Origin of the sequence: Haemophilus parainfluenzae (assembly GCF_036288925.1) — a bacterium.
Classification (GTDB): domain Bacteria; phylum Pseudomonadota; class Gammaproteobacteria; order Enterobacterales; family Pasteurellaceae; genus Haemophilus_D.
This window is the reverse complement of record NZ_CP127167.1, coordinates 1,581,504-1,605,394: the sequence shown is the minus strand read 5'-3', so window position 1 is coordinate 1,605,394 and position 23,891 is coordinate 1,581,504. Positions and strand designations below refer to the sequence as shown.

The 23,891-nt window shown below is 38.6% G+C and carries 20 protein-coding genes and 3 pseudogenes; 7 read left to right on the top strand and 16 right to left on the bottom strand.

Translation table 11 applies throughout. The features are described from left to right. Positions 1 to 36 precede the first annotated feature (36 nt). Positions 37 to 1,092, bottom strand: coding sequence for a protease SohB (gene sohB, locus QQS40_RS08160; RefSeq protein WP_289902317.1), 1,056 nt, complete (start codon positions 1,090 to 1,092; stop codon positions 37 to 39). A gap of 140 nt (positions 1,093 to 1,232) precedes the next feature. On the opposite strand from sohB, the gene asnS reads away from it, so the two are divergent. After that, entirely contained in the window at positions 1,233 to 2,636 is a 1,404-nt protein-coding gene (gene asnS / locus QQS40_RS08155; RefSeq protein ID WP_289902318.1) for an asparagine--tRNA ligase, read from the top strand. Between the two features lie 126 nt (positions 2,637 to 2,762). After that, a complete protein-coding gene (gene can / locus QQS40_RS08150; RefSeq protein ID WP_126471206.1) occupies positions 2,763 to 3,455 on the top strand; it encodes a carbonate dehydratase in 693 nt (230 codons plus the stop codon). 54 nt (positions 3,456 to 3,509) lie between these two features. Here can and bioD read toward each other — a convergent pair whose 3' ends face one another. The 9 genes from bioD to rlmE form a co-directional block, all read right to left on the bottom strand. Further along, a complete protein-coding gene (gene bioD / locus QQS40_RS08145) occupies positions 3,510 to 4,244 on the bottom strand; it encodes a dethiobiotin synthase (RefSeq protein ID WP_049355797.1) in 735 nt (244 codons plus the stop codon). A gap of 101 nt (positions 4,245 to 4,345) precedes the next feature. Then, positions 4,346 to 4,612, bottom strand: coding sequence for a YcgL domain-containing protein (locus QQS40_RS08140; RefSeq protein WP_126471202.1), 267 nt, complete (start codon positions 4,610 to 4,612; stop codon positions 4,346 to 4,348). A gap of 67 nt (positions 4,613 to 4,679) precedes the next feature. Beyond that, positions 4,680 to 5,246: a histone gene (locus QQS40_RS08135; protein WP_289902319.1), complete on the bottom strand. Its 567-nt coding sequence runs from the start codon at positions 5,244 to 5,246 to the stop codon at positions 4,680 to 4,682. A 506-nt stretch (positions 5,247 to 5,752) separates the two neighbouring features. After that, complete coding sequence (locus QQS40_RS08130; protein ID WP_329504726.1) at positions 5,753 to 6,943, bottom strand: hypothetical protein; 1,191 nt, start codon at positions 6,941 to 6,943, stop codon at positions 5,753 to 5,755. 182 nt (positions 6,944 to 7,125) lie between these two features. After that, on the bottom strand, positions 7,126 to 7,608 hold the full coding sequence (sixA, locus tag QQS40_RS08125) for a phosphohistidine phosphatase SixA (protein ID WP_329504725.1): 483 nt from the start codon (positions 7,606 to 7,608) through the stop codon (positions 7,126 to 7,128). Between the two features lie 70 nt (positions 7,609 to 7,678). Continuing rightward, entirely contained in the window at positions 7,679 to 9,013 is a 1,335-nt protein-coding gene (gene glmM / locus QQS40_RS08120; RefSeq protein WP_049367663.1) for a phosphoglucosamine mutase, read from the bottom strand. 77 nt (positions 9,014 to 9,090) lie between these two features. Beyond that, complete coding sequence (folP, locus tag QQS40_RS08115; RefSeq protein ID WP_289902323.1) at positions 9,091 to 9,918, bottom strand: dihydropteroate synthase; 828 nt, start codon at positions 9,916 to 9,918, stop codon at positions 9,091 to 9,093. Between the two features lie 115 nt (positions 9,919 to 10,033). Continuing rightward, on the bottom strand, positions 10,034 to 11,932 hold the full coding sequence (gene ftsH / locus QQS40_RS08110; RefSeq protein WP_289902324.1) for an ATP-dependent zinc metalloprotease FtsH: 1,899 nt from the start codon (positions 11,930 to 11,932) through the stop codon (positions 10,034 to 10,036). Positions 11,933 to 12,028: 96 nt separating this feature from the next. Further along, positions 12,029 to 12,661, bottom strand: coding sequence for a 23S rRNA (uridine(2552)-2'-O)-methyltransferase RlmE (gene rlmE / locus QQS40_RS08105; RefSeq protein WP_005697532.1), 633 nt, complete (start codon positions 12,659 to 12,661; stop codon positions 12,029 to 12,031). A gap of 166 nt (positions 12,662 to 12,827) precedes the next feature. Between rlmE and yhbY the strand changes: the two genes are divergently transcribed. Next, positions 12,828 to 13,127, top strand: a complete 300-nt coding sequence (gene yhbY / locus QQS40_RS08100) for a ribosome assembly RNA-binding protein YhbY (protein WP_014065444.1) — start codon at positions 12,828 to 12,830, stop codon at positions 13,125 to 13,127. A 31-nt stretch (positions 13,128 to 13,158) separates the two neighbouring features. Here the strand turns inward: yhbY and greA are convergent, their stop codons facing one another. After that, on the bottom strand, positions 13,159 to 13,635 hold the full coding sequence (gene greA / locus QQS40_RS08095; RefSeq protein ID WP_049355876.1) for a transcription elongation factor GreA: 477 nt from the start codon (positions 13,633 to 13,635) through the stop codon (positions 13,159 to 13,161). 224 nt (positions 13,636 to 13,859) lie between these two features. Between greA and dacB the strand changes: the two genes are divergently transcribed. After that, positions 13,860 to 15,227: a serine-type D-Ala-D-Ala carboxypeptidase gene (dacB, locus tag QQS40_RS08090; RefSeq protein WP_420485565.1), complete on the top strand. Its 1,368-nt coding sequence runs from the start codon at positions 13,860 to 13,862 to the stop codon at positions 15,225 to 15,227. Between the two features lie 125 nt (positions 15,228 to 15,352). Here dacB and purF read toward each other — a convergent pair whose 3' ends face one another. From purF to yfbV, 3 genes are all read right to left on the bottom strand, one after another. After that, on the bottom strand, positions 15,353 to 16,870 hold the full coding sequence (gene purF, locus QQS40_RS08085) for an amidophosphoribosyltransferase (protein ID WP_289902325.1): 1,518 nt from the start codon (positions 16,868 to 16,870) through the stop codon (positions 15,353 to 15,355). Between the two features lie 14 nt (positions 16,871 to 16,884). Continuing rightward, positions 16,885 to 17,376 carry a CvpA family protein gene (locus QQS40_RS08080; protein WP_005696203.1) on the bottom strand — a complete coding sequence of 164 codons (492 nt, stop codon included), beginning with the start codon at positions 17,374 to 17,376 and terminating at the stop codon, positions 16,885 to 16,887. Between the two features lie 104 nt (positions 17,377 to 17,480). Further along, positions 17,481 to 17,927 (bottom strand): terminus macrodomain insulation protein YfbV, encoded by a 447-nt coding sequence (yfbV, locus tag QQS40_RS08075; protein ID WP_128787391.1) that lies wholly within the window; start codon positions 17,925 to 17,927, stop codon positions 17,481 to 17,483. 221 nt (positions 17,928 to 18,148) lie between these two features. Between yfbV and QQS40_RS08070 the strand changes: the two genes are divergently transcribed. The 3 genes and pseudogenes from QQS40_RS08070 to pta all read left to right on the top strand — a co-directional run. Further along, positions 18,149 to 19,354: an acetate kinase gene (locus QQS40_RS08070; protein ID WP_128787392.1), complete on the top strand. Its 1,206-nt coding sequence runs from the start codon at positions 18,149 to 18,151 to the stop codon at positions 19,352 to 19,354. Between the two features lie 65 nt (positions 19,355 to 19,419). After that, positions 19,420 to 19,698: pseudogene (locus QQS40_RS11245) on the top strand (phosphate acetyltransferase); the annotation flags it as partial. A gap of 183 nt (positions 19,699 to 19,881) precedes the next feature. Then, positions 19,882 to 20,871, top strand: a pseudogene (gene pta / locus QQS40_RS08065) (phosphate acetyltransferase); the annotation flags it as partial. 87 nt (positions 20,872 to 20,958) lie between these two features. On the opposite strand, the gene rnd reads toward pta, so the two are convergent. Together rnd and fadD are read right to left on the bottom strand one after the other, a co-directional pair. Continuing rightward, on the bottom strand, positions 20,959 to 22,110 hold the full coding sequence (gene rnd, locus QQS40_RS08060; RefSeq protein WP_128787394.1) for a ribonuclease D: 1,152 nt from the start codon (positions 22,108 to 22,110) through the stop codon (positions 20,959 to 20,961). 69 nt (positions 22,111 to 22,179) lie between these two features. Next, a pseudogene (gene fadD, locus QQS40_RS08055) lies at positions 22,180 to 23,868 on the bottom strand (long-chain-fatty-acid--CoA ligase FadD). Positions 23,869 to 23,891 lie beyond the last annotated feature (23 nt).

Here is a 23,891-nt window from a genome sequence, read left to right as displayed (position 1 = left end):
TTGTGTAAAGAGTTGTCAAATAAGTAAAAATTTTTCTCATTGAATAAAATCTTGCCCATTTTTTGTTAAATTTCGGTGGATAATTCCCTCAATACTCTCTTCTGCTTGTTTACCTATTTTTTGTAACAGTGGCTTTTTCACTTTGTATTTCACTGAGATCACTGACTTATCTTTCATCTTTTCAAGAATAATATCATCACTGGTTGCTAACTCATCGACTAGCAGAAGCTCTAAAGCTTGCTGACCAAACCAATGCGCACCTGTTGCGACTTTATCTACATCTAAGTGCGGTCTATTTTGGACCACAAATTGTTTAAATAATTGATGGGTTTCTTCAAGTTCTGCTTGGAATTTCTGTTTCCCTTTTTCAGTATTTTCACCTAACACCGTGACGGTGCGTTTAAATTCTCCGGCTGTCATCACATCAACATCGACATCATGTTTTTTTAATAAACGATGAATATTAGGGATTTGCGCAACCACACCAATAGAACCGATAATCGCAAAAGGCGCAGAAACAATTTTATCTGCCACACAAGCCATCATGTATCCACCACTTGCTGCAACCTTATCTACAGCAACCGTTAATTTAATGCCTTTTTGTTTTAAGCGGGCTAACTGTGAGGCAGCCAAGCCATAACCATGAACAACACCGCCTGGGCTTTCTAAACGTAGTAAGACTTCATCATCGGTTTTTGCCACATTAATAATTGCCGAAATTTCCTCACGAAGTGCGGTTGTTTCTGATGCAGAAATATCCCCCTTAAAATCGAGCACGTAAACGCAAGGTTTAGGTGCTGCTTTCTCACCATTTTTTAATTTTGCTTTTAAAGCCTTTGCTTCTTGTTTTTTGGTTTTCTTCTCTGTTTTCTCGGCTTGTTTTAGCTCTTCTTCTGAAAGTTGGAAATCACGTAAATGCTTAACTGTTTCCTTAAATTCTTCAGAAAGATCTGTCACAACTAATTCACCATGATGTGCCAGATTACGTTGCTTTGCAGAAATAATCATTGCCACGATAGCGGCGATTACAAGTAAAATCGTTAAAATCTCTAAAATAAAAATGCCATAGCCGGTCAAAATATCAGACCACATAGTTTTTCTCCTAAATAAAGTGAAGGAATTATTTTACTGTGCAAGCCTGATTTACACTAACTTTTTATGGAAAATTTTGCGATTTAAGGTAAACTACCACAGTTTTATTGCCTAATTTATAATGAATTACAGAGGTTTATATGTCTAAAGTTGCATCTATTGTTGATGTGTTACAAGGTAAAATCGCTATAGGCGAAAAAGTTACTGTACGCGGATGGGTCCGTACCCGTCGTGATTCTAAAGCGGGTCTTTCTTTCCTTGCAGTTTATGATGGCTCTTGCTTTGATTCTATTCAAGCGATTGTTAATAATGATATTGAAAATTATGAGAGCGAAGTCTTACGCTTAACAACGGGTTGCTCTGTGATCGTAACCGGTACTATTGTTGAGTCACCTGCTGAAGGTCAAAGTGTTGAACTTCAAGCTGAAAAAGTAGAAGTGACAGGGTTTGTAGAAGATCCTGACACTTATCCAATGGCAGCAAAACGCCACTCAATTGAATACTTACGTGAAGTGGCTCACTTACGTCCTCGTACCAATATTATCGGTGCCGTCGCACGTGTTCGTCACTGCTTAGCTCAAGCTATTCATCGCTTCTTCCATGAACAAGGTTTCTATTGGGTCGCTACCCCATTAATTACTGCATCAGATACTGAAGGTGCGGGTGAAATGTTCCGTGTTTCAACACTTGATTTAGAAAACCTTCCTCGTGGCGAAGATGGTAAAGTTGATTTCAGCCAAGACTTCTTCGGAAAAGAATCATTTTTAACGGTTTCAGGCCAATTAAATGGCGAGACTTATGCTTGTGCATTAAGCAAAATCTATACTTTTGGCCCAACATTCCGTGCTGAAAATTCAAATACAACTCGTCACCTTGCAGAATTCTGGATGGTTGAACCTGAAGTTGCGTTTGCAACACTTGCTGACAATGCTAAATTAGCAGAAGACATGTTGAAATATGTGTTCCGCGCAGTGCTTGCTGAGCGCAAAGATGACTTAAAATTCTTTGAAAAACATGTAGATAAAGATGTTATTACTCGTTTAGAAAACTTTGTAAACTCTGATTTTGCTCAAATCGACTATACTGATGCGATCGATGTATTATTAAAATCAGGTAAAAAATTCGAGTTCCCTGTATCTTGGGGAATTGATTTGTCTTCTGAACATGAACGTTTCTTAGCAGAAGAATATTTCAAATCACCGGTTGTCGTGAAAAACTATCCGAAAGATATCAAAGCCTTCTACATGCGTTTAAATGACGATGGTAAAACCGTTGCGGCAATGGATGTTCTCGCCCCAGGAATTGGTGAAATCATCGGTGGTTCTCAACGTGAAGAACGTTTAGACGTATTAGATAAACGTATGGAAGAAATGGGCTTAAATCCTGAAGATTACTGGTGGTATCGTGATCTTCGTAAATATGGTACCGTACCACATTCAGGCTTTGGTCTTGGTTTTGAACGCTTAATTGTTTATGTAACAGGCGTACAAAATATTCGCGATGTGATTCCATTCCCTCGTGCACCAAGAAATGCAAATTTCTAAAAATATTGATTAAATTGACCGCACTTTATTTAAAGTGCGGTCATTATTTTAGGCGATAATTTATCCCCTATTTCATTTATTGTACTTAAAACAATCTTTCAGTACATCGAATTAAGGAAAGTAAAAATGGACAAAATTAAACAACTCTTTGCCAACAATTACAGTTGGGCGCAAAGAATGAAGGAAGAAAATTCCACTTATTTTAAAGAACTTGCAGACCACCAAACCCCTCACTATCTCTGGATTGGTTGCTCTGATAGCCGCGTTCCAGCCGAAAAATTAACAAATCTTGAACCAGGCGAGTTATTTGTCCATCGTAATGTTGCCAATCAAGTTATTCATACAGATTTCAACTGTCTTTCGGTTGTGCAATATGCCGTTGATGTACTCAAAATTGAACATATTATTATTTGTGGGCACACAAATTGCGGAGGTATTAAAGCGGCTATGCAAGATAAAGATCTTGGATTAATCAATAACTGGTTACTCCATATTCGTGATATTTGGTTCAAGCATGGGCACCTATTGGGTAACCTTTCTGCAGAAAAACGTGCAGACATGCTAACTAAATTAAATGTAGCAGAACAAGTTTATAACCTAGGCCGTACATCTATCGTAAAAAGTGCTTGGGAACGAGGACAAAAGCTTTCGCTACATGGTTGGGTATATGATGTAAATGATGGTTTCCTAGTAGATCAAGGTGTAATAGCAACAAGTCGCGAAAGCCTTGAAATTTCTTATCGTAATGCCATTGCTCGTTTATCTAGTTTGGCAGAAAATGATATTCTGAAAAAAGAATATTCAGAAAATGAAGAATAAAAACAATGAGGTTAAAATTTAAAAAATTTTAACCTCACTCCACATTTAAAACTGCTATTTAACTAATTCTGTTTGCATGTACATTAAATGATCAATATCCGTTAAATAATGCCCTAACTCCTGAATTTCTGGTTTGTGAATATAAGGAATTTTTCCAAGCAACGGTGCATCAATTTGTGATTCTAGGACACCTATAATTTCTTTATAATGACCTAAGCCTGGATTAATACGATTAGCAACCCAACCTAATAAAGGGACGCCAAGCTGTTTAATCACTCTTGCTGTAAGTAATGCGTGGTTTATACATCCTTCTTTAATTCCAACAACTAATACAACTGGCATTTTATGTGTAACAATCCAATCTGCAAAACTTTTATTTTCAGCCATTGGTGTGAGTAAGCCAAATGAACCTTCAACTACAACAGATTGATATTTTTTGATTAATTTTGTTAACGCCTGATCTATCTTGCTTAATTTAATACGTGATTTATCTTGTGTTAACATAGGTAAAGAATGTAAAAAAGTATAACTATTCACCTCTTGATAAGATACTGGTTCATTTGTTGCATCCATCAAAGCTAACACATCTGAATTATTTTCAGCATCATAATCTGTTTGACTCTCATCAGACTGATTTTCAGTCAGATATATATTTTCCTCACAGCCACAAGCAATCGGCTTATAACCTACAATTCTCACACCTTTTGCTTGTAATGCTTGAATAATGGCACGACAAGCTGTAGTTTTTCCTACATTTGTATCTGTGCCAACCACAAAAAAACTACTCATTTTCACTCTCCTTTTTAAATCGGATTGAATTTTAAAGGCATTTTAAATAAAAAATATTGAGATAGCACAAACTTTAATAATTTTACTAAAAAATAACAATTTTATTTGATCTCACTCAAACTATAAAATAAACCATCATTCTGTTTTGGCATTTGAAGATAAAATCCTTGCTGAGTGATTTTTTCCATTACCTCGCTTTTATCAGCATGAACAAGCAGCTTGCTTCCTTTCAAATTAAATAGCATAAGAAACTGAGGCTTACCAAAACTTTGCATCAATACGTCTGGTACAGCTGAAAAATCATCTCGTTTCGAAATATAGAGATAGCAGCCTGGCTTACGTAAACTTTTATAAATTGCACATAACATTTTATTGCTCCAAAAGAAAAAACCTACCAGATAATCTCTGATAGGTTTTCATTTTACAAAAGTTTAATTATTTAGTCACAGCATCTTTCGTTTCAGCTGCTTTATCTGCTGCTGCATCTTTTGCTTCTACTGCTTTATTTGCCGCTGCATCTTTTACTTTTACAGCTTTATCAGCTACTGCATCTTTTGTTTCAGAAGCTGAATCTTTTGCTGCTTCCATTTTAGCAGACATTGCATCCTTTGCTTCAGCCGTTTTATCTGCTGCCGCATCTTTCATTTTAGAAGCTGAATCTTTTGCCGCTTCCATTTTAGAAGACATCGCATCTTTTGCTTCAGCCATTTTATCTGCTGCTGCATCTTTCATTTTAGAAGCTGAATCTTTTGCCGCTTCCATTTTAGAAGACATCGCATCTTTTGCTTCAGCTGCTTTATCAGCAACCGCATCTTTTACTTCAACAGCTTTATCAGCAACCCCATTTTTTACTTCAACGGCTTTATCTACTACTGCATCTTTAGCTTGTGTTGCCGCATCTTTTGTCGCTTCAACTTTTTGTTGTGCTTCTTCTTTATCGAAACAGCCTGTTACGGCTAAAGATGAACCTAATACTAATGCGGCTAATACTGATTTTTTCATTGTTATTCTCCATTTCATGGTTAAGGATTAATCCAAAGCTACATGCTTTGCGCTGATTAGTCTACACAAAAAAACTCAAAATAGAATATCTTCAAAAAAAATTTACATTTCTAAAGATATAGTTTTTATAAAAATAACTATAACTCTATGAATTTAAAAACTTATACACAAGTTCATTATAAAAATTTTATTTTTTGTAAAGATAAAAATTACTTTTTGTGTTTTTTTAAACAGACAGGCTCAGTTAATTTGAATAATCCTTAATCATTGTTTTTACTTTTCAGTTACTTTGTTTACGTCTGCAGATTGATCTTTTGTTTCAGAATCTAGTTTTTACTTCCTCTGCTTTAGAGCATATGGCATCTTTTACTTCAGTCATTTTTCGGCAACATGTTTAACATGCTTAGCTACGACAATGACAGAATCTTAACTTGTACTACCGTGCTTACTATTACATCTTTTACAGCGTAAACTTTAGTAGACACCATATTTTTTGCCTATGAAACCTAATCTTTTACTTTAGCAGCTTTATCTTCTACAGCTTCTTTTACTTCTGATACTTTGTCTTTAGCTTCATCTTTTAGCTCTGTTGCTTTATCAGCCGCGCCATCTTTTGCTTCAAAAACCGCATTCTTTACTTCTGCAACTTTATCTGCAAATGCATCTTTTAATTTAGCGACCTTGTCTAGCACTGTATCTTTTGCTTCAGAAACGTCCTCTTTTGCTTCTGATACTTTGTCTTCAGCTGCATCTTTTAGCTCTGCTACTTTATCTGTCGCTTCATCCTTTGCCTCTGAAGCTGCTTTTTTTACTTCTGATGCTTTATCTTCAGCCGCATCTTTCACTTCAGCAGCTTTATCTTCCACTGCTTCTTTTGCTTCTAATACTTTATCTTCAGCTTCATCTTTTAGCGCTGCTGCTTTATCAGCTGCGCCATCTTTTGCTTCAAAAACCGCATTCTTTACTTCTGCAACTTTATCTGCAAATGCATCTTTTAATTTAGCGACCTTGTCTAGCACTGTATCTTTTGCTTCAGAAACGTCCTCTTTTGCTTCTGATACTTTGTCTTCAGCTGCATCTTTTAGCTCTGCTACTTTATCTGTCGCTTCATCTTTTGCCTCTGAGACTGCTTTTTTTACTTCTGATGCTCTATCTTCAGCCACATCTTTCACTTCAGTTGCTTTATCTTCAGCCACATCTTTCACTTCAGCAGCTTTATCTTCTACAGCTTCTTTTACTTCTGATACTTTGTCTTTAGCTTCATCTTTTAGCTCTGTTGCTTTATCAGCCGCGCCATCTTTTGCTTCAAAAACCGCATTCTTTACTTCTGCAACTTTATCTGCAAATGCATCTTTTAATTTAGCGACCTTGTCTAGCACTGTATCTTTTGCTTCAGAAACGTCCTCTTTTGCTTCTGATACTTTGTCTTCAGCTGCATCTTTTAGCTCTGCTACTTTATCTGTCGCTTCATCCTTTGCCTCTGAAGCTGCTTTTTTTACTTCTGATGCTTTATCTTCAGCCGCATCTTTCACTTCAGCAGCTTTATCTTCCACTGCTTCTTTTGCTTCTGATGCGTTATTTGTCACAGTATCTTTTACATAGTTAGCTGCTGCAACTAATACATCTTTAACTTGTGTCGCAGCATTAACTGTCGTCTCTTTTACTTCAGTTACCGTATCTTCAATTTTATTATTCATAACTACTCTCCTAGCATGATTATAGTGGTTAATATAAAGCTATTCAAATATAGCTCCCCTCCAGTCTATCAAAAAAGAAAAAAGAATACACCCCAAAAACACATCTCTAGTAATTGAATTTTTTGCATTTATTAAAAAGCGAATCAAATAAAACGTATTTACCCTGCTCTCTTTAATCACTTTTAACCATGTTCTTTATAAGAATTGCAGGCTTCAATAATACCTTTTTCACCATTCCAGTCAATTTGAACAATCGTTGAAGGGTAAAAACTGATTGGATTTCGCTTGCCATAAAGCTCCGAAACAATACTGCCCACTAAAGGTAAATGAGAAACAAGCAAAATACTTTTAACACCTTGTTCCTGTAAAACAGATAAATAATCTGCTACTAGCGTCGCATTCCCGTAAGGTGTGATCCCACTCCAAGTTTCAACATCATTAAGAATATTGTCTAACGCTGAATTGACGAGCTCAAAGGTTTCTTGAGTACGAACATAAGGACTGACAATCACTTTCTGAACTGAAAGTGCGGTTGAATTTAGATGTGTTTTAAGCCATTGACCTTGTGATATTGATTGTTTGCGTCCATAGTCGGTTAAATGCCGAGCCTCGTCTGATGAAGAGACAACTTCAGCTTCTCCATGACGCATAATAAAAATTTTCATGTCTTTGCTTTCCTAAAAATAATAAAAGATAAATTTTATGGATCAAAAATGGGGGCAAGCCCCCACTTTATTAATTCGCTTTCACTGCTTCTGCAATTTCTTCTGCACATTGTTTTGCAAGTACACCGTCTTCACATTCGACCATGACGCGAATAAGAGGCTCAGTACCAGACTTACGCAGTAAAATTCGACCTTTGCCTTCTAAACGTTTTTCCACATCTGCAGCTACCGCTTTTACCGCTTCACTTTCTAATGGATTATCACCACCAGCAAAACGAACATTAATGAGTACTTGAGGGAATAATTTCACCGCACTTGCAAGCTCGTTTAAAGATAAACGATGTTGAACCATTGCACTTAATACAGCTAGTGATGCAATAATACCATCACCTGTCGTATTTTTATCAGCAATAATAATATGGCCTGAGTTTTCTCCGCCTAGCGTCCAGTTATGTTCTACCATTTTTTCTAACACATAACGGTCTCCAACGTTAGCACGCACAAAAGGTACACCTAACATTTTTAAAGCAATCTCTAAGCTCATATTACTCATTAATGTGCCCACTACGCCACCTTTTAGCTGACCTGAACGTAAAGCTTCACGAGCAATAATGAAAAGGATTTGGTCACCATCTACTTTATTACCTAAGTGATCCACCATCATAATACGGTCACCATCACCATCATAAGCAAGACCAACATCTGCTTTTGTTTCAAGCACTTTTTCCTGTAACGCTTTTACATCGGTTGCACCACACTTCTCATTAATATTGATTCCGTTAGGATCTGTACCAATTTCAATCACTTCTGCGCCTAACTCACGTAATACATTTGGCGCAATATGATAAGTCGCTCCATTTGCACAATCCACCACGATTTTATAACCATCTAAACCAAGATGTGCAGGGAAAGTACTTTTACAAAATTCAATATAACGTCCTGCGGCATCACTGATACGGCTTGCTTTACCTAAATCAGCAGACTCCACACAATCCATTGGCTGATCAAGCATGGCTTCAATCGCTTCCTCAATATCGTCTGGTAATTTTGTACCTTGTGAAGAGAAGAATTTAATCCCGTTATCATAGTAAGGGTTATGAGATGCCGAAATGACAATACCTGCTTCCAATCGGAAAGTACGGGTTAAATACGCCACGGCTGGTGTCGGCATAGGACCAGTAAATGCGGCAGTTAAACCCGCTGCAGCCAAACCTGCCTCAAGTGCAGATTCCAGCATATAACCTGAAATACGAGTATCTTTCCCGATTAATACCGTACGAGAACCTTGGGAAGCTAAAACCTTACCTGCTGCCCAACCTAATTTCAATGCGAAATCAGGTGTGATTGGATATGTACCCACTTTTCCACGGACACCATCAGTACCAAAATATTTACGATTTGCCATATTTATTCCTTAATTAAATTTGAATAATGATGTTACAAAAATCATTTATTCCACAACATATAAAATCTGTTAGTTGCTTACGCTTCTTGTGTAGCTTGCCATACTTTTAAGGCATCAGCTGTTGCAGCCACATCATGCACACGTAAAATAGTCGCACCATTTTGTGCAGCAATTAATGCCCCGGCTACACTTCCTACAACGCGTTCAGTCACGGGCTTATCTAATACAGCACCAATCATCGATTTACGTGAAAGCCCTGCTAAAACAGGATATCCACTTTCACAAAAGTGAGCTAACTGCTGTAAAAGCTTATAATTATGCTGTACAGTCTTACCAAAACCAAAGCCCATATCCCAAATAATATTTTCTTTGGCTATTCCCGCTGCTAAACAAGCTTGAGTTCTATCGTTTAAAAATTGATAAACATCTTGGACTACATCATCATAATGCGGATTAGTCTGCATTGTGCGCGGCTGTCCTTGCATATGCATGATACAAGTCGGTAAATTCAACTGTCCTGCTATTTCGAGTGCGCCAGGTTCACGTAGAGCACGAATATCATTGATTAAATCCATGCCGACCTTAGCTGCTTCTTGCATCACAATTGCTTTAGAGGTATCCACTGAAATCCAACAATCAAAACGTTTTTGCACGGCTTCAACAAGAGGTATCACTCGTTGCAACTCTTCAGTTTCAGGCACTTCTTCTGCCATTGATCGAGTTGATTCCCCGCCAATATCAATAATTGTTGCACCTTCTTTGAGCATTTTTTCAACTTGAAATAATGCTTTGTCTAGACTAAAAAACTGTCCGCTATCTGAAAATGAATCGGGCGTGAAATTCAAAATTCCCATAATTTGAGGGAATGATAAATCTAGACATTTGTTATTAGCGTAAAGTTTCATAAAGTGCGGTCAATTTTTAAATCAAATTTTAAAGGCTAGATTATAACGGAATATAGTGATTAATAGAATGACATTATAAATAAAAAAAGCCTTCCTAATTAGGAAGGCTTTATTCTTACTCTTCAGAATCTTCTGAATGATTAACCGCACTTTCAGTTGCGTCTTCTTGCGGCTTAGCTTTCGGGCTCGTATCTTTGTTATCTTCCCAACCAGATGGTGGTGTAACAGGTTCACGATTCATTAGCTGTTTAATTTGTTCTTCTTCAATGGTTTCATATTTCACTAACGCATCTTTCATGGCGTGAAGAATATCCATATTGTCGATCAGAATCTGTCTTGCTCTCGCATAGTTACGATTTACAATCGCACGAACTTCTTCATCAATCGCATGCGCCGTTTCATCTGACATATGTTTTGCTTTCGCCATTGAGCGACCTAAGAATACTTCGCCTTCATCTTCGGTATAAAGAATCGGACCGAGTTTATCTGAGAAGCCCCATTGGGTCACCATATTACGTGCAATATTGGTTGCCACTTTAATATCGTTAGATGCACCAGTCGAAATATTTTCTTCACCGTAAATCAAATCTTCTGCTAAACGTCCTGCATAAAGTGTTGAAAGTTTACTTTCTAATTGTTTTTGGCTGATACTAATTTGATCACCTTCAGGCAAGAAGAAAGTCACACCTAATGCGCGGCCACGAGGAATAATCGTGACTTTATGTACAGGATCATGCTCAGGTACTAAGTAACCCACAATGGCATGACCTGCTTCATGGTACGCTGTCGATTCTTTTTGTTTATCCGTCATGATCATGGTACGGCGTTCAGGTCCCATATTGATCTTATCTTTTGCTTTTTCAAACTCAAGCATCGATACAGTACGTTTATTGCTACGCGCAGCAAATAATGCCGCTTCATTAACCAAGTTCGCTAAATCCGCACCTGAATAACCTGGTGTACCACGAGCAAGTGTCATCGCATCTACATCATCAGCAACAGGCACTTTACGCATGTGTACTTTTAAAATTTGCTCACGACCTTTCACATCCGGTAAACCCACAACAACTTGACGGTCAAAACGGCCTGGACGAGTTAATGCTGGGTCAAGTACATCTGGACGGTTCGTTGCGGCAATAACGATTACGCCTTCGTTACCACCGAAACCATCCATTTCAACTAACATCTGGTTAAGGGTTTGTTCACGCTCATCGTGTCCACCACCTAAACCAGCACCACGTTGGCGACCTACCGCATCGATTTCATCAATAAAGATTAAGCAGGGTGCATTTTTCTTTGCTTGCTCGAACATATCACGTACACGAGAAGCACCAACCCCCACAAACATCTCCACAAAGTCAGAACCTGAAATCGTAAAGAAAGGTACTTTTGCTTCACCCGCAATAGCCTTAGCTAATAAAGTTTTACCTGTACCAGGAGGGCCAACCATCAATATACCTTTTGGAATTTTACCGCCAAGGTTTTGGAATTTTTTCGGTTCACGCAAGAAATCGACCACTTCACCCACTTCTTCTTTTGCTTCATCACAACCTGCAACATCTGCAAAAGTGACTTTGATTTGGTCTTGGTTCAGCATTTTAGCTCGGCTTTTACCAAAGCTCATGGCTTTGCCGCCACCACCTTGCATTTGGCGCATGAAGAAAATCCATACCCCAACAAGGAATAGCATCGGAAACCACGAAATCAAAATTTGTGATAGTAAACTACGTTTTTCAAAAGGCGTACCTTCAATTTTGACTTTTTTATTTAATAAGTCATCTAAGAGTTTTTTATCTTCCAATGGTGGCATGACGGTCATATATTTAGATCCGTCATTTTTAGTCACAGTAATTTCATTCGCATCAAAACGCGCTTCTTTCACTTGACTGTTACTCACGTCATACACAAAGGTTGTGTAATCTGCTGAGTCACTCACACCATTAGAATTAAAACTTTGGTAAGCCGTCATCATAACAATTGCTACCACAACCCATAGAACTAGATTTTTGACCATATCGTTCAAGGTTTAACCTGCCTTTCTTAAGTTAATTAAAATTAAACGAGATACTATCTCATCCCCGACATAATGAAAAGCTATCAAAGCAATTATCTATTCGCCTTTATAACCACTTGCTACAATATAAACTTCGCGAGAACGCCCACGAGAGGCCTCCGGCTTACGCACTTTTACGACACTAAAGAGTGAACGAATTTCGCGCAGATACTCGTCAAAACCTTCTCCTTGAAATACTTTGACTACAAAACTGCCTTTTTTTGCTAAAACTTGCTTACACATATCCAAAGCTAGTTCTACCAAATACATTGCGCGTGGAATATCAACAGATGGCATGCCGCTAAAATTTGGCGCCATATCAGACATCACTACATCAACTTTTGCTTCACCAACTCGTTCTAATAATGCATTCAGCACATTTTCGTCACGAAAATCGCCTTGCAAGAAATCCACGCCGACAATTGGGTTCATATCCAAAATATCACAAGCAATCACTCGGCCCTTTCCACCGATTTGGCTCACAACATACTGTGACCAACCACCTGGTGCGGCACCGAGATCCACCACAGTCATTCCCGGTTTAAACAATTTATCCGTTTGTTGAATTTCATCTAACTTAAAGTAAGCACGTGAGCGCAATTTTTGCTTATGTGCTTTCTGAACAAACGGATCTTTAAAATGTTCGTTTAGCCAACGAGAAGAACTCGCCGAACGTTTTTTCTTTCCCATAATCTCTTTCTTTTGTACTATTTTTTGTAGTAGTTTCGTCTATATTTGGGTACAATCTGCCAAATTCAAGGCTAGACTTACCAAAAAGTGCTGAAAAACCACGTTTTTTCTGACCGCTCTTTTCGGTCTTTTTTTGACTCATATTCATCTATTTAAAGGATTCCTTATGACAATATTATCAACAAAACAAAAACAATTTTTAAAAGGACTTGCTCATCACCTTAGTCCTGTCGTCATGCTTGGCGGTAACGGCTTAACTGAAGGTGTATTGGCCGAAATCGATAATGCGTTAAATCATCACGAATTAATCAAAGTCAAAATTGCTGGTGCAGATCGCGAAACTAAACAGTTAATCATTGATGCAATTGTACGTGAAACACAATCATCTAATGTTCAAACAATCGGGCATATTTTGGTGCTCTATCGACCAAGCGAAGAAGGTAAAATCCAGCTGCCTCGTAAATAATTGTTATCCCCTCAATTTGAGGGGATGTTTTTTAGATGTAATTAACTTCAATAATTTCGAACTCAACCGTTCCACCTGGTGTGGTAATATTTACGGTATCATCCAACTCTTTACCCACCAAGCCTCGAGCAATAGGTGAATTCACAGAAATTAAACCTGATTTAATATCAGCCTCATCATCACCCACAATTTGGTAAGTGACTTCTTCATCAGTATCCGTATTCATTAATACCACTGTCGCACCAAAAATCACTTTACCATTATTAGGCAATTTAGTGACATCAATAACCTGACAATTTGCAAGTTTGCCTTCAATTTCTTGAATGCGTCCCTCACAAAAACCTTGTTGCTCACGTGCTGCATGATATTCTGCATTTTCTTTTAAGTCACCATGCTCACGAGCCTCAGCAATCGCCTTAATAATTTCAGGACGACGCTCATTTTTTAAGAAATCTAATTCTTCGCGTAATAGATCTGCACCACGTACAGTCATTGGAATTTGCTTCATTCTTTTTCCTTGAAATTTGGTCAAAACAAAACCACGACAATGTTTTACAACTTTGCCGCAGTCAATGAAAAATAAAAAATGATTTACTCTATTGAATTCGAGGCTTATTATTATTCTTCTTGAGAAAAATAGCAACCAAAACAGAACTAAAAATGACTAAAAAATCTTCTATTTCGACCGCACTTAAGGCCGCATTTGTCACATTCGGATTTTCTTTTTCTTCTATGGCTAAAGTTGATGTGGCCTCTATCACCCACTATTTACCAGAAGGCGCGTCTGCCAGTATTATTGCTAAAAACCTCAATAACGATCAAATTATCGCAGATTACAATGGTTCAGCGTTTATGTTACCTGCTAGCACACAAAAAATCTTTACCGCTGTAGCAGCTAAATTAGTATTAGGCGATGCCTTTCAGTTTGAAACATCACTTTTAAGTAACGGAAAGATTCAGAATAATGTTTTAGAAGGCGATCTTGTTGTGCAATTTACTGGCGATCCTGATCTGACCAGTGGACAACTTTATAGCCTATTAGCAAATTTAAAAAACCAAGGCATTCAGAAAATTAATGGTGATCTTATTTTAGATACCTCTGTATTTTCGAGCCATGATCGTGGGTTAGGTTGGATTTGGAACGATCTTACAATGTGCTTTAACTCCCCTCCTGCTGCCGCAAATATCGATAATAATTGTTTTTATGCCGAGTTAGATGCAAATCAACCTGTGGGTGAAACCGTCAAAATTAACGTTCCTGTTCAATTTCCTATTCAAGTTTTCGGACAAGTTTACGTCGTGGATCAGCAAGAGGCTGGTTATTGCCAGTTAGACGTCGTTGTTCACGACAATAATCGCTACCAAGTAAAAGGCTGTATTGCTCGTCAAGCAAAACCTTTTGGGCTTAGTTTTGCAGTACAAGATCCGGATGCCTACGCCGCTGCCATTATTCAACGTCAACTAAAACGTCTTGGTATTGAATTTACAGGTAAAGTGAAACAGCCTCAAAAACCACAGCAAAGGCAAAAACTTGCACAACATTTATCTAAACCACTGCCTGAGTTATTGAAAAAAATGATGAAAAAATCAGATAACCAGATTGCCGATGCTTTATTTAGAGCGGTAGCCTACAACTACTATAAACGCCCTGCTTCATTCCAATTAGGTACATTGGCGGTGAAATCCGTATTACAAAAACAAGGTATTAAATTTGGTAACAGCATTTTAGCCGATGGTTCGGGGCTTTCTCGTCATAATTTGGTTGCACCGAAAACCATGCTTTCTGTTTTAGAGTACATCGCTAAAAATGAAGATACACTGCATTTAATGGAAACCTTCCCAATTGCAGGTGTAGATGGAACCATCAGTGGACGCGGTGGCTTAATTAGTCCACCATTGGTTAAAAATGTCATTGCGAAAACAGGCTCATTAAAAGGCGTATATAACCTTGCTGGTTTTATGACCAATGCGCGAGGTGAAAAAGTGGCTTTCGTTCAATTTATTAATGGTTACTCCACTGGCGATTTAGAAAGTAAAACGAAACGTGCTCCACTTGTACAATTTGAAAGTACACTTTATAACGATTTTTATAAAGACTAAAACACATTAAAAAATGACCGCACTTCAAATATACCAAGTGCGGTCATTTTTTTCTTCGTTTTAAATTAAAAAGAAAAAGCACCAAACTCTTCATCGAATTTGGCGCTTTATACTTTTAGATTGTTTTATCCTTCATTATGGATTTCGAGATTACTTGCATCTTTTTCCCGTTTTTTCTTTGCTGAATCATTACGTTGAGATGCGATACTATCAAGGTATTCTGGTGTGATATCGCCAGTGATATATTCACCAGTAAAGACTGAACAATCAAAGCCTTGAATGGTTGGGTTTTCTTGGCGTACTGATTCTGTCAGCGCTTCAAGATCTTGGAAAACCAATTTATCTACACCAATCAATTTCGCAATTTCATCAACATTACGGCCATAGGCAATGAGTTCTCGTTTTGTTGGCATATCAATGCCGTACACATTCGGATAACGAATTTCTGGCGCGGCTGATGCAAAGTAAATTTTCTTCGCACCCGCAGCACGAGCCATAGATACGATTTGCTCTGATGTTGTACCACGAACAATAGAATCATCGACTAATAACACATTTTTATCTTTAAATTCTGCTTTAATCGTATTGAGCTTGCGACGGACCGAACTAATACGTTGTGCTTGTCCAGGCATAATAAACGTACGGCCAACATAGCGGTTTTTCACAAAACCTTGACGGTAAGGTTTGCCTAAGATTTTCGCAATCTGTAACGCAATGTCTGTTGAAGTTTCTGGTACTGGAATAACAACATCAATGCTATCAGCTTCCTCAACCCATTCTTTTGCAATTTTTTTACCTAAATGTTCGCCCATGTGAACACGTGCCGCATAAACAGACACGCCATCTATCGTCGAATCTGGGCGCGCAAAATACACATATTCAAAAATACACGGATTTAAGACCGCACTTTCTGCACACTGCTCAGCATAAAGATTGCCATCAAAGGTCACATAAATCGCTTCGCCTGGCGCAACATCACGCACTAATTCAAAACCTGCGACGTCTAATGCCACACTTTCAGAGGCAAACATATATTCCACAGAACCATTTTCTTCTCGTTTACCTAACACGAGTGGACGAATACCAAACGGATCGCGAAATGCTACCATACCATGTCCAATAATCATGGCTAAGCATGCGTAAGCACCACGAATATCTTTGTGTGTCGCACGAATTGCATTAAAAATATCTTGCGGATCGAGATGGTATTTATTCACTCTATCCAAATGATTCGCAAGAATATTGAGAAGAAGTTCTGAATCCGAATTGGTATTTATATGACGACGCGCTTCTTTAAATAATTTATCTTTTAATTCGGTTGAGTTGGTTAAGTTACCATTGTGAACAAGGCTTAAACCATAAGGTGAGTTAACATAGAAAGGCTGAGCTTCAGATACGCTTGAACTGCCGGCGGTTGGATAACGTACATGTCCTAGGCCTGCATGGCCTTGTAAACGTAACATATGCTCTTGTCTGAACACATCGCTTACAAGACCATTAGCCTTACGCAAACGGAAGCGGTTTTCATCATCGATTGTGACAATCCCCGCCGCATCTTGACCTCGATGCTGTAATAACGTTAATGCTGCATAAATGGATTCATTAACCGGATTTTGGCTAACGATACCGACAATTCCACACATACTGATTGACTACCTTATTGTTTAAAAGTTGAGTTTAAAAAACTAGAACTTGCTTGTAGTTGTTGGAAGAACCATTCAATAATGAAGCCGAAATGAGGAATTAATTTTGATTCTTTCCACCAATCGGTTTGTTCAAAGTTAGTGAAGGTATCCAAGAAGAATAAGATCGCAGCAACGATTAACGCCCCACGAATTAAGCCAAATGCCGCACCGAGAACACGATCTGTTCCGGTTAGTCCTGTTTTATCCACTAATTGGCTAATCACATAATTAACAATGCCGCCTACAATTAGGGTTAAAACAAATAAAATGCCGATTGCCGTGCCGTTACGCACGTAGTCAGATTCAATTTGAGTAAGATAGGTGGCGAGATAAGGATAAAATTGGCTAGCGACAATAAATGCAACGACCCAGCTTGCAAGGGACATCACCTCTCGCACAAATCCACGTAATAAACTCACGATAATCGAAAATGCGATGATGCCAATGATAATATAATCAATCATTAAATAGTCTCTCAATTAAAAAGGGTCGCCATTGCGACCGCAGTATTTTACATAAAAAAACACAAAAGGAAAACGTTTGCGTCAATTAAATTTGAAGCAATTAACTAGATTTCCTGCCAAAATGCTTTATCTAATTTTCGCTGCGCCTTTTGTAATACTTCTGCCAAGTGCTGATATGTCGGTTTATCTTTCACAGTTGGCAAACTTTCATGTTGTTTTCTCAAACGTTCACTAATCTCATAAAACCACTGAGAACTTTGCGGCTCTAGCGGTGATTTTGCTCTTTTTCCCAACCAATATAAACCTTGAAATGGAAGAACTAACGCACAAAGTGCGGTCAAAATAGCAAGCGAAAATGCTGTAAGATCGTCTTTTGCGTATAGTTGCTGCCAGAGCACCGAAAATACGGCCATAAAAGGCATAAATTTCTGAGCAAATTTCGTAGCCTTAATAATGCGATTTTCCGGAAAAATAATGCCGAGTTTCGCCTCTAATGGCCATGTTTGCAAATAAATTTGCCCTTGTTTTAAGGTTGAAAAAAATGATGACATGAAAACATCCTTGAAAATAACCGCGCTTATAATACTCTAGTTTAAGTTTAATTGTCATCCTTGACTAGAAATTGTTGAAATTTTCAACTTTTTTAAGAAAAGATTGCATTTTTACACTTGTGTTATTTTATTTTATTCGCCAAAAGGTGTATTCTATATCATATTTGTGATCCTTTCTTGTGAATGGATTTTTATTAACCTCAATAAAAAACAGGGTTCCTATGTCAAAACTTGTTCTCATCCTTAACTGTGGTAGTTCTTCATTAAAATTTGCAATCCTCGATCCTGCGACAGGTGAAGAAAAATTATCAGGCTTAGCCGAAGCATTTTATCTTCCTGAAGCTCGTATAAAATGGAAACTTAACGGTGAAAAAGGTAGTGCTGATTTAGGTGCTGGTGCTGCGCACACTGAAGCACTTAACTTCATCGCATCAAACATTATGACTGATGAGCTTAAAAACTCTATCACCTCTATTGGCCATCGTATCGTTCACGGTGGTGAGAAATACACCCAATCTGTTGTCGTAACAGATGAAGTAGTTAAAGGTATTGAAGATGCTGCACAATTTGCACCACTTCACAACCCGGCTCACTTAATCGGTATCCGTGAAGCATTCAAAACATTCCCACACTTAAAAGATAAGAACGTTGTCGTATTTGATACCGCATTCCACCAAACTATGCCTGAAGAAGCATTCTTGTATGCGCTTCCATACTCACTTTACAAAGAACATGGCGTACGTCGCTATGGTGCGCACGGTACCAGCCACTACTTCGTTTCTCGTGAAGTGGCTGAATACGTAGGCAAACCAGCAGATCAAGTAAACGCAATTATCTGTCACTTGGGTAACGGTGGTTCTGTTTCTGTAGTTCGTAACGGTAAATGTATCGACACTTCTATGGGTTTAACTCCATTAGAAGGTTTAGTCATGGGGACACGTTGTGGTGACATCGATCCTGCGATCGTTTTCTATCTATACAAAAACTTAGGCATGTCAATGGAGCAAATCGAAGAGACCTTAGTGAAAAAATCAGGTCTTTTAGGTTTAACTGAAGTAACGAGCGACTGTCGTTATGCAGAAGATAACTACGACAACGCATCTAAACCAGAAGCAAAACGTGCATTAAACGTTTACAGCTACCGTTTAGCAAAATACATCGGTGCATACATGGCTGTTTTAGGTGATGATCACTTAGATGCGATCGCATTTACGGGTGGTATCGGTGAAAACTCAGCTCATGTTCGTGAACTAGCATTAGGCCACTTAAAATTATTTGGTATCAAATTAGACCAAGAACGTAATCTTGCTGCTCGCTTTGGCAAATCAGGCGTAATTACCGCTGATGACTCTGCATTCAAAGCGATCGTTCTTCCAACTAACGAAGAATTAGTCATTGCACAAGATACAGCACGTTTAGCGGGCTAATCAATTTTCTTCAGACCTGCTGAGAGATCAGCAGGTTTTTTTCATTCATTAAAAGGTATATCAAAATGACTAAAGCAGTTATTCTTATTCCAACTAGTGCAGAAGCAAATTTAGCTGCAGCATTAGACGTGGCTAAAACAACAGGCGCCGTCGTATTCAATGCAGTAGAAGATGTAAAAGCCGCTCAAGCATTAATCGCAAATAACCAAAAAGACGTGTTATTAGAAAAAATCGTGGCTGATTTCCAAGCATTAAATGCAAATTTAGTGGTTGTTAAAGGTGTTCAACCTTCAGCTCAAGCGCCTTTTGCAAATAGCTTAAACTTGGCGATTGCACAAACCTTAGATGCTCAAATTATCTTAGTGGCAAACAATGAAGAAGGCACATTAGTCGAAGCCGTTGCTTCAGAATTTGGCGGAGTGAACAACGCTGAAATCTTAGGGGTGTTTGGTGCGCAAGCAGGCAAAATTAAAACCTTAGATGCACAAGCGTTAGCGAATGCAATCTCTGCACCACTTGCTCGTGAAGCACGTATTTCTCCAGCGGCATTCCGTTTCAAATTAACTGATTTAGCACGCAAAGCAGGTAAAACCATCGTATTACCAGAAGGTGACGAACCTCGTACCGTTAAAGCGGCAGCTATCTGTGCTGAACGTGGTATCGCAAAATCGGTATTATTAGCGGATCCAGAATCTGTGAAAAAAGTTGCGGCAGAACAAGGCGTGACTTTAGGTGCTGACGTCACAATCATCCATCCAGCTGACGTACGCGAAAACTACGTTGCTCGTTTAGTTGAATTACGTAAATCTAAAGGTTTAACGGAAGAGCAAGCACGCGCACAATTAGAAGATACCGTTGTATTAGGTACGATGATGTTAGAAGCGGGCGAAGTAGATGGTTTAGTCTCTGGTGCCGTTCACACCACGGCAAATACCATTCGTCCACCGATGCAAATCATCAAAACAGCACCTGGTAGCTCAATTATCTCGTCTGTATTCTTCATGTTATTACCAGATCAAGTATTAGTGTATGGTGACTGTGCAGTAAACCCAGAGCCAACCGCTGAACAACTGGCTGAAATCGCAATTCAATCTGCTGAATCGGCAAAAGCATTTGGTTTAAATCCGAAAGTCGCAATGCTTTCTTACTCAACCGGTACTTCTGGTTCAGGCCAATCTGTAGAGAAAGTGAAAGAAGCAACGCGTATTGCACAAGAAAAACGTCCTGATTTATTAATCGACGGTCCATTACAATACGATGCCGCGGTAATGAAAGATGTGGCTGCTTCTAAAGCGCCAAACTCTAAAGTGGCAGGTCAAGCAAACGTATTTGTATTCCCTGATATCAACGCTGGTAACATCGGCTATAAAGCGGTACAACGTTCTGCTGATTTGGTGGCTGTAGGCCCAATGCTTCAAGGTATGCGTAAACCGGTTAACGACTTATCTCGTGGTGCATTAGTAGATGATATCATCTACACCATCGCATTAACCGCGATCCAAGCAACACAAGCTTAATTAAAGCCTTTGTTGTAAAACACTAAAGAAAATAACCGCACTTTTGATAATTCAAAGTGCGGTTATTTTTAGGATTGTTTTTAATGACTACTCTACAGATTTTAAGTATTCAACCAGCTTCAAGCCAATTTCTCTTCGCCATCCTAAAAGTAAATCGGGCTGTTTGGTCATATCTTCATTTTTTAACCAGACCCATTTAATGAGATCTTCTAAATTTCGTTTACTTGCCAGAATATCAAGGGTTAATCCTTTTGGTGTCAGTTCATAAGCTTTTTCTTGTAACAATCGAATTGCCTTTTTATAACGAGGATCATCCACAATACGCACTAAACGTTTAGGATAATCATAAGGGGAAATTCGACGGCTTTGTGCTAATAATTGAAGCATTTTTTTGCCACGTACACGGACTTCATTTTCAGATAATCCAAGCGCTAGCATTTCTGATGTATTGCGAGGATTGTTTTTTGCTACTTTCCAAAGGTTATCCGATTTCACCACATAAGAAAGGGCTAAATTTCGTGCCATTGCCGTTTCTTGTCGCCATTTGGCCAATAGCTGTAAACGCGCTAATTCGAGCGGATTCAATTTCCAAACATTCGGAATATCCAAATAAGCTTTGTCTGGATCGCGATCATCTAATTTACCGGTTTTTGCGATCGCAAGCTGGCAATCATCAATTACCGCTTGAAGCCAAGGAGATTGCGCTAATTCTATTTGCATTTTTTGATAGACCGGCAAGAGATACCATACATCCCCTGCAGCATATTGTAGCTGTACGGAGGAAAGTGGACGTTTTAGCCAATTTGTACGCGTTGCCCCTTTATCCATTTCAATGCCTAAATAATGTAACACCAATTTGGCTAGACCCGCTGAATTAGCAAAACCTAAAAAACGCGCCATAATTTGCGTATCCATCATAGGTTGTGGAAGTGCATCAAACTCTTGTAAGAAAACCAATAAATCTTCATTACAAGCATGCAAAATTTTTGTCACCTGCTGATCGCGTAATAATTCTACAAAAGGTGAAAAATCAGTAATGGATAAAGGATCGATCAATGAAACTCGTTCACCATCATAAAGTTGAATTAATCCTAATTTAGGATAATAGGTCGATACCCGCATAAATTCGGTATCTAAAGCGACCGCACTTTGCTGACGCGCTAACTGACAAACCTGAGCGAGCTCTTCATTATTTTGAATTAATGTAAAGTGCGGTTGATTTTGGCATTCTTTTATCATTGTAATAGGATGTATTTTCAAATAGAGGTAAAGACTAAACAGGGATATGAACACATATCCCTGATTAAATTAATGTTGTGAGCGTTTTGCTATTTCTTCATCACGCAGTACGCGTCGTAAAATTTTGCCTACATTACTTTTCGGTAATTCATCCCGAAACTCAATATCTTTCGGGACTTTATAACCAGTGAGATATTGTCTGCAATGTTGGCGTAATTCATCACGCGTGAGGCTATCATCTTTCTTCACGACGAAGATTTTGATGCTTTCTCCCGACACTTCATGTGGCACACCGATAGCGACCACTTCAGCGACTTTATAATTTAGCATCACCACATCTTCGATTTCATTTGGATAAACGTTAAAGCCTGAAACCAAGATCATGTCTTTTTTGCGGTCAACAATACGGAGGCTATAGCTCTCGTCCATAATGACGATATCACCCGTTGCCATCCAACCATCTTGAAGCACTTCAGCCGTAGCTTCAGGACGTTGCCAATAGCCACGCATGACTTGATCACCTTTAACCCAAAGCTCTCCCGCTTCACCAAGTTGTGCTTCCGAGCCATCATCTTTGATAATTTTAATATCGGTATTTGGCACGGGTACACCGATTGTACCATTGTGTTTCACCACATTAATCGGACAAGCGGCAATTAGCGGTGAACATTCTGTCATACCATAACCTTCAATAATGTTGCAGCCAGTTAAATCATGCCAACGCGTTGCGACCGATTGTTGGATAGCCATACCGCCGCCAACAGAAAGTTTTAATCGTGAAAAATCCACTTCTTTGAAATTTTCATTATTAAGTAGCGCATTAAACAAGGTATTTACCCCTGTAATCGCTTCAAAGCGGTATTTTTTGAGCTCTTTAACAAAGCCATCAATATCACGTGGGTTCGTAATTAAGAGTGCGGTAACGCCCAGTTCTAAAAAGAGTAAACAGTTTACCGTTAAGGCAAAAACATGATAAAGCGGTAAAGCCAGTACGGCAATGCGTTGCTTGGTATGATCGCTAATAAATGGCTCCGCAATCCACTTCGCTTGGAAAATATTGGTAATAATATTGCCATGAGTCAGCATTGCGCCTTTAGCAACACCCGTTGTACCACCTGTATATTGTAAGAAGGCTAAATCTTCACGATCCACTTGTGGACGAACATATTAGCGATATTTACCAATACTTAACACTTCACGGAAAGTCACTGCATTCGGTAATTTATATTTTGGCACTAACTTTTTGACGTATTTCACGACAAAATTGACCAGATTACGCTTACCAAAAGAAAGCTGATCGCCCATTCTTGTTAAAATCACGTGTTTCACTTTAGTATTAAACACGATTTTTTCTAAGGTTGAAGCGAAGTTTGAAACAACAACTATCGCCGTTGCACCGCTATCTTGTAACTGATGTTCTAATTCTCGAGGGGTATAAAGTGGATTCACGTTTACCACAACTAAGCCCGCACGTAAGATACCGAACAGCGCAATAGGATATTGCAATAAATTCGGCATCACGAGAGCAACACGATCACCACGTTTTAATTTCAATTCATTTTGTAAATATGCAGCAAATGCACGGCTTCGCTCTTCTAATTTACGAAAAGTTAGCACTTGTCCCATATTGATATAAGCAGGACGGTCTGGATGCTCACGAATTGCTTTATCTAAAATATCGAGAATCGAATCATATTTTGAGGTATCCAGCGTGGTTGGTGAACCTTCTGGATAATTTTGAAACCAAACTTTTTCCACTTTTTATCCTTATTCTTTGGGAA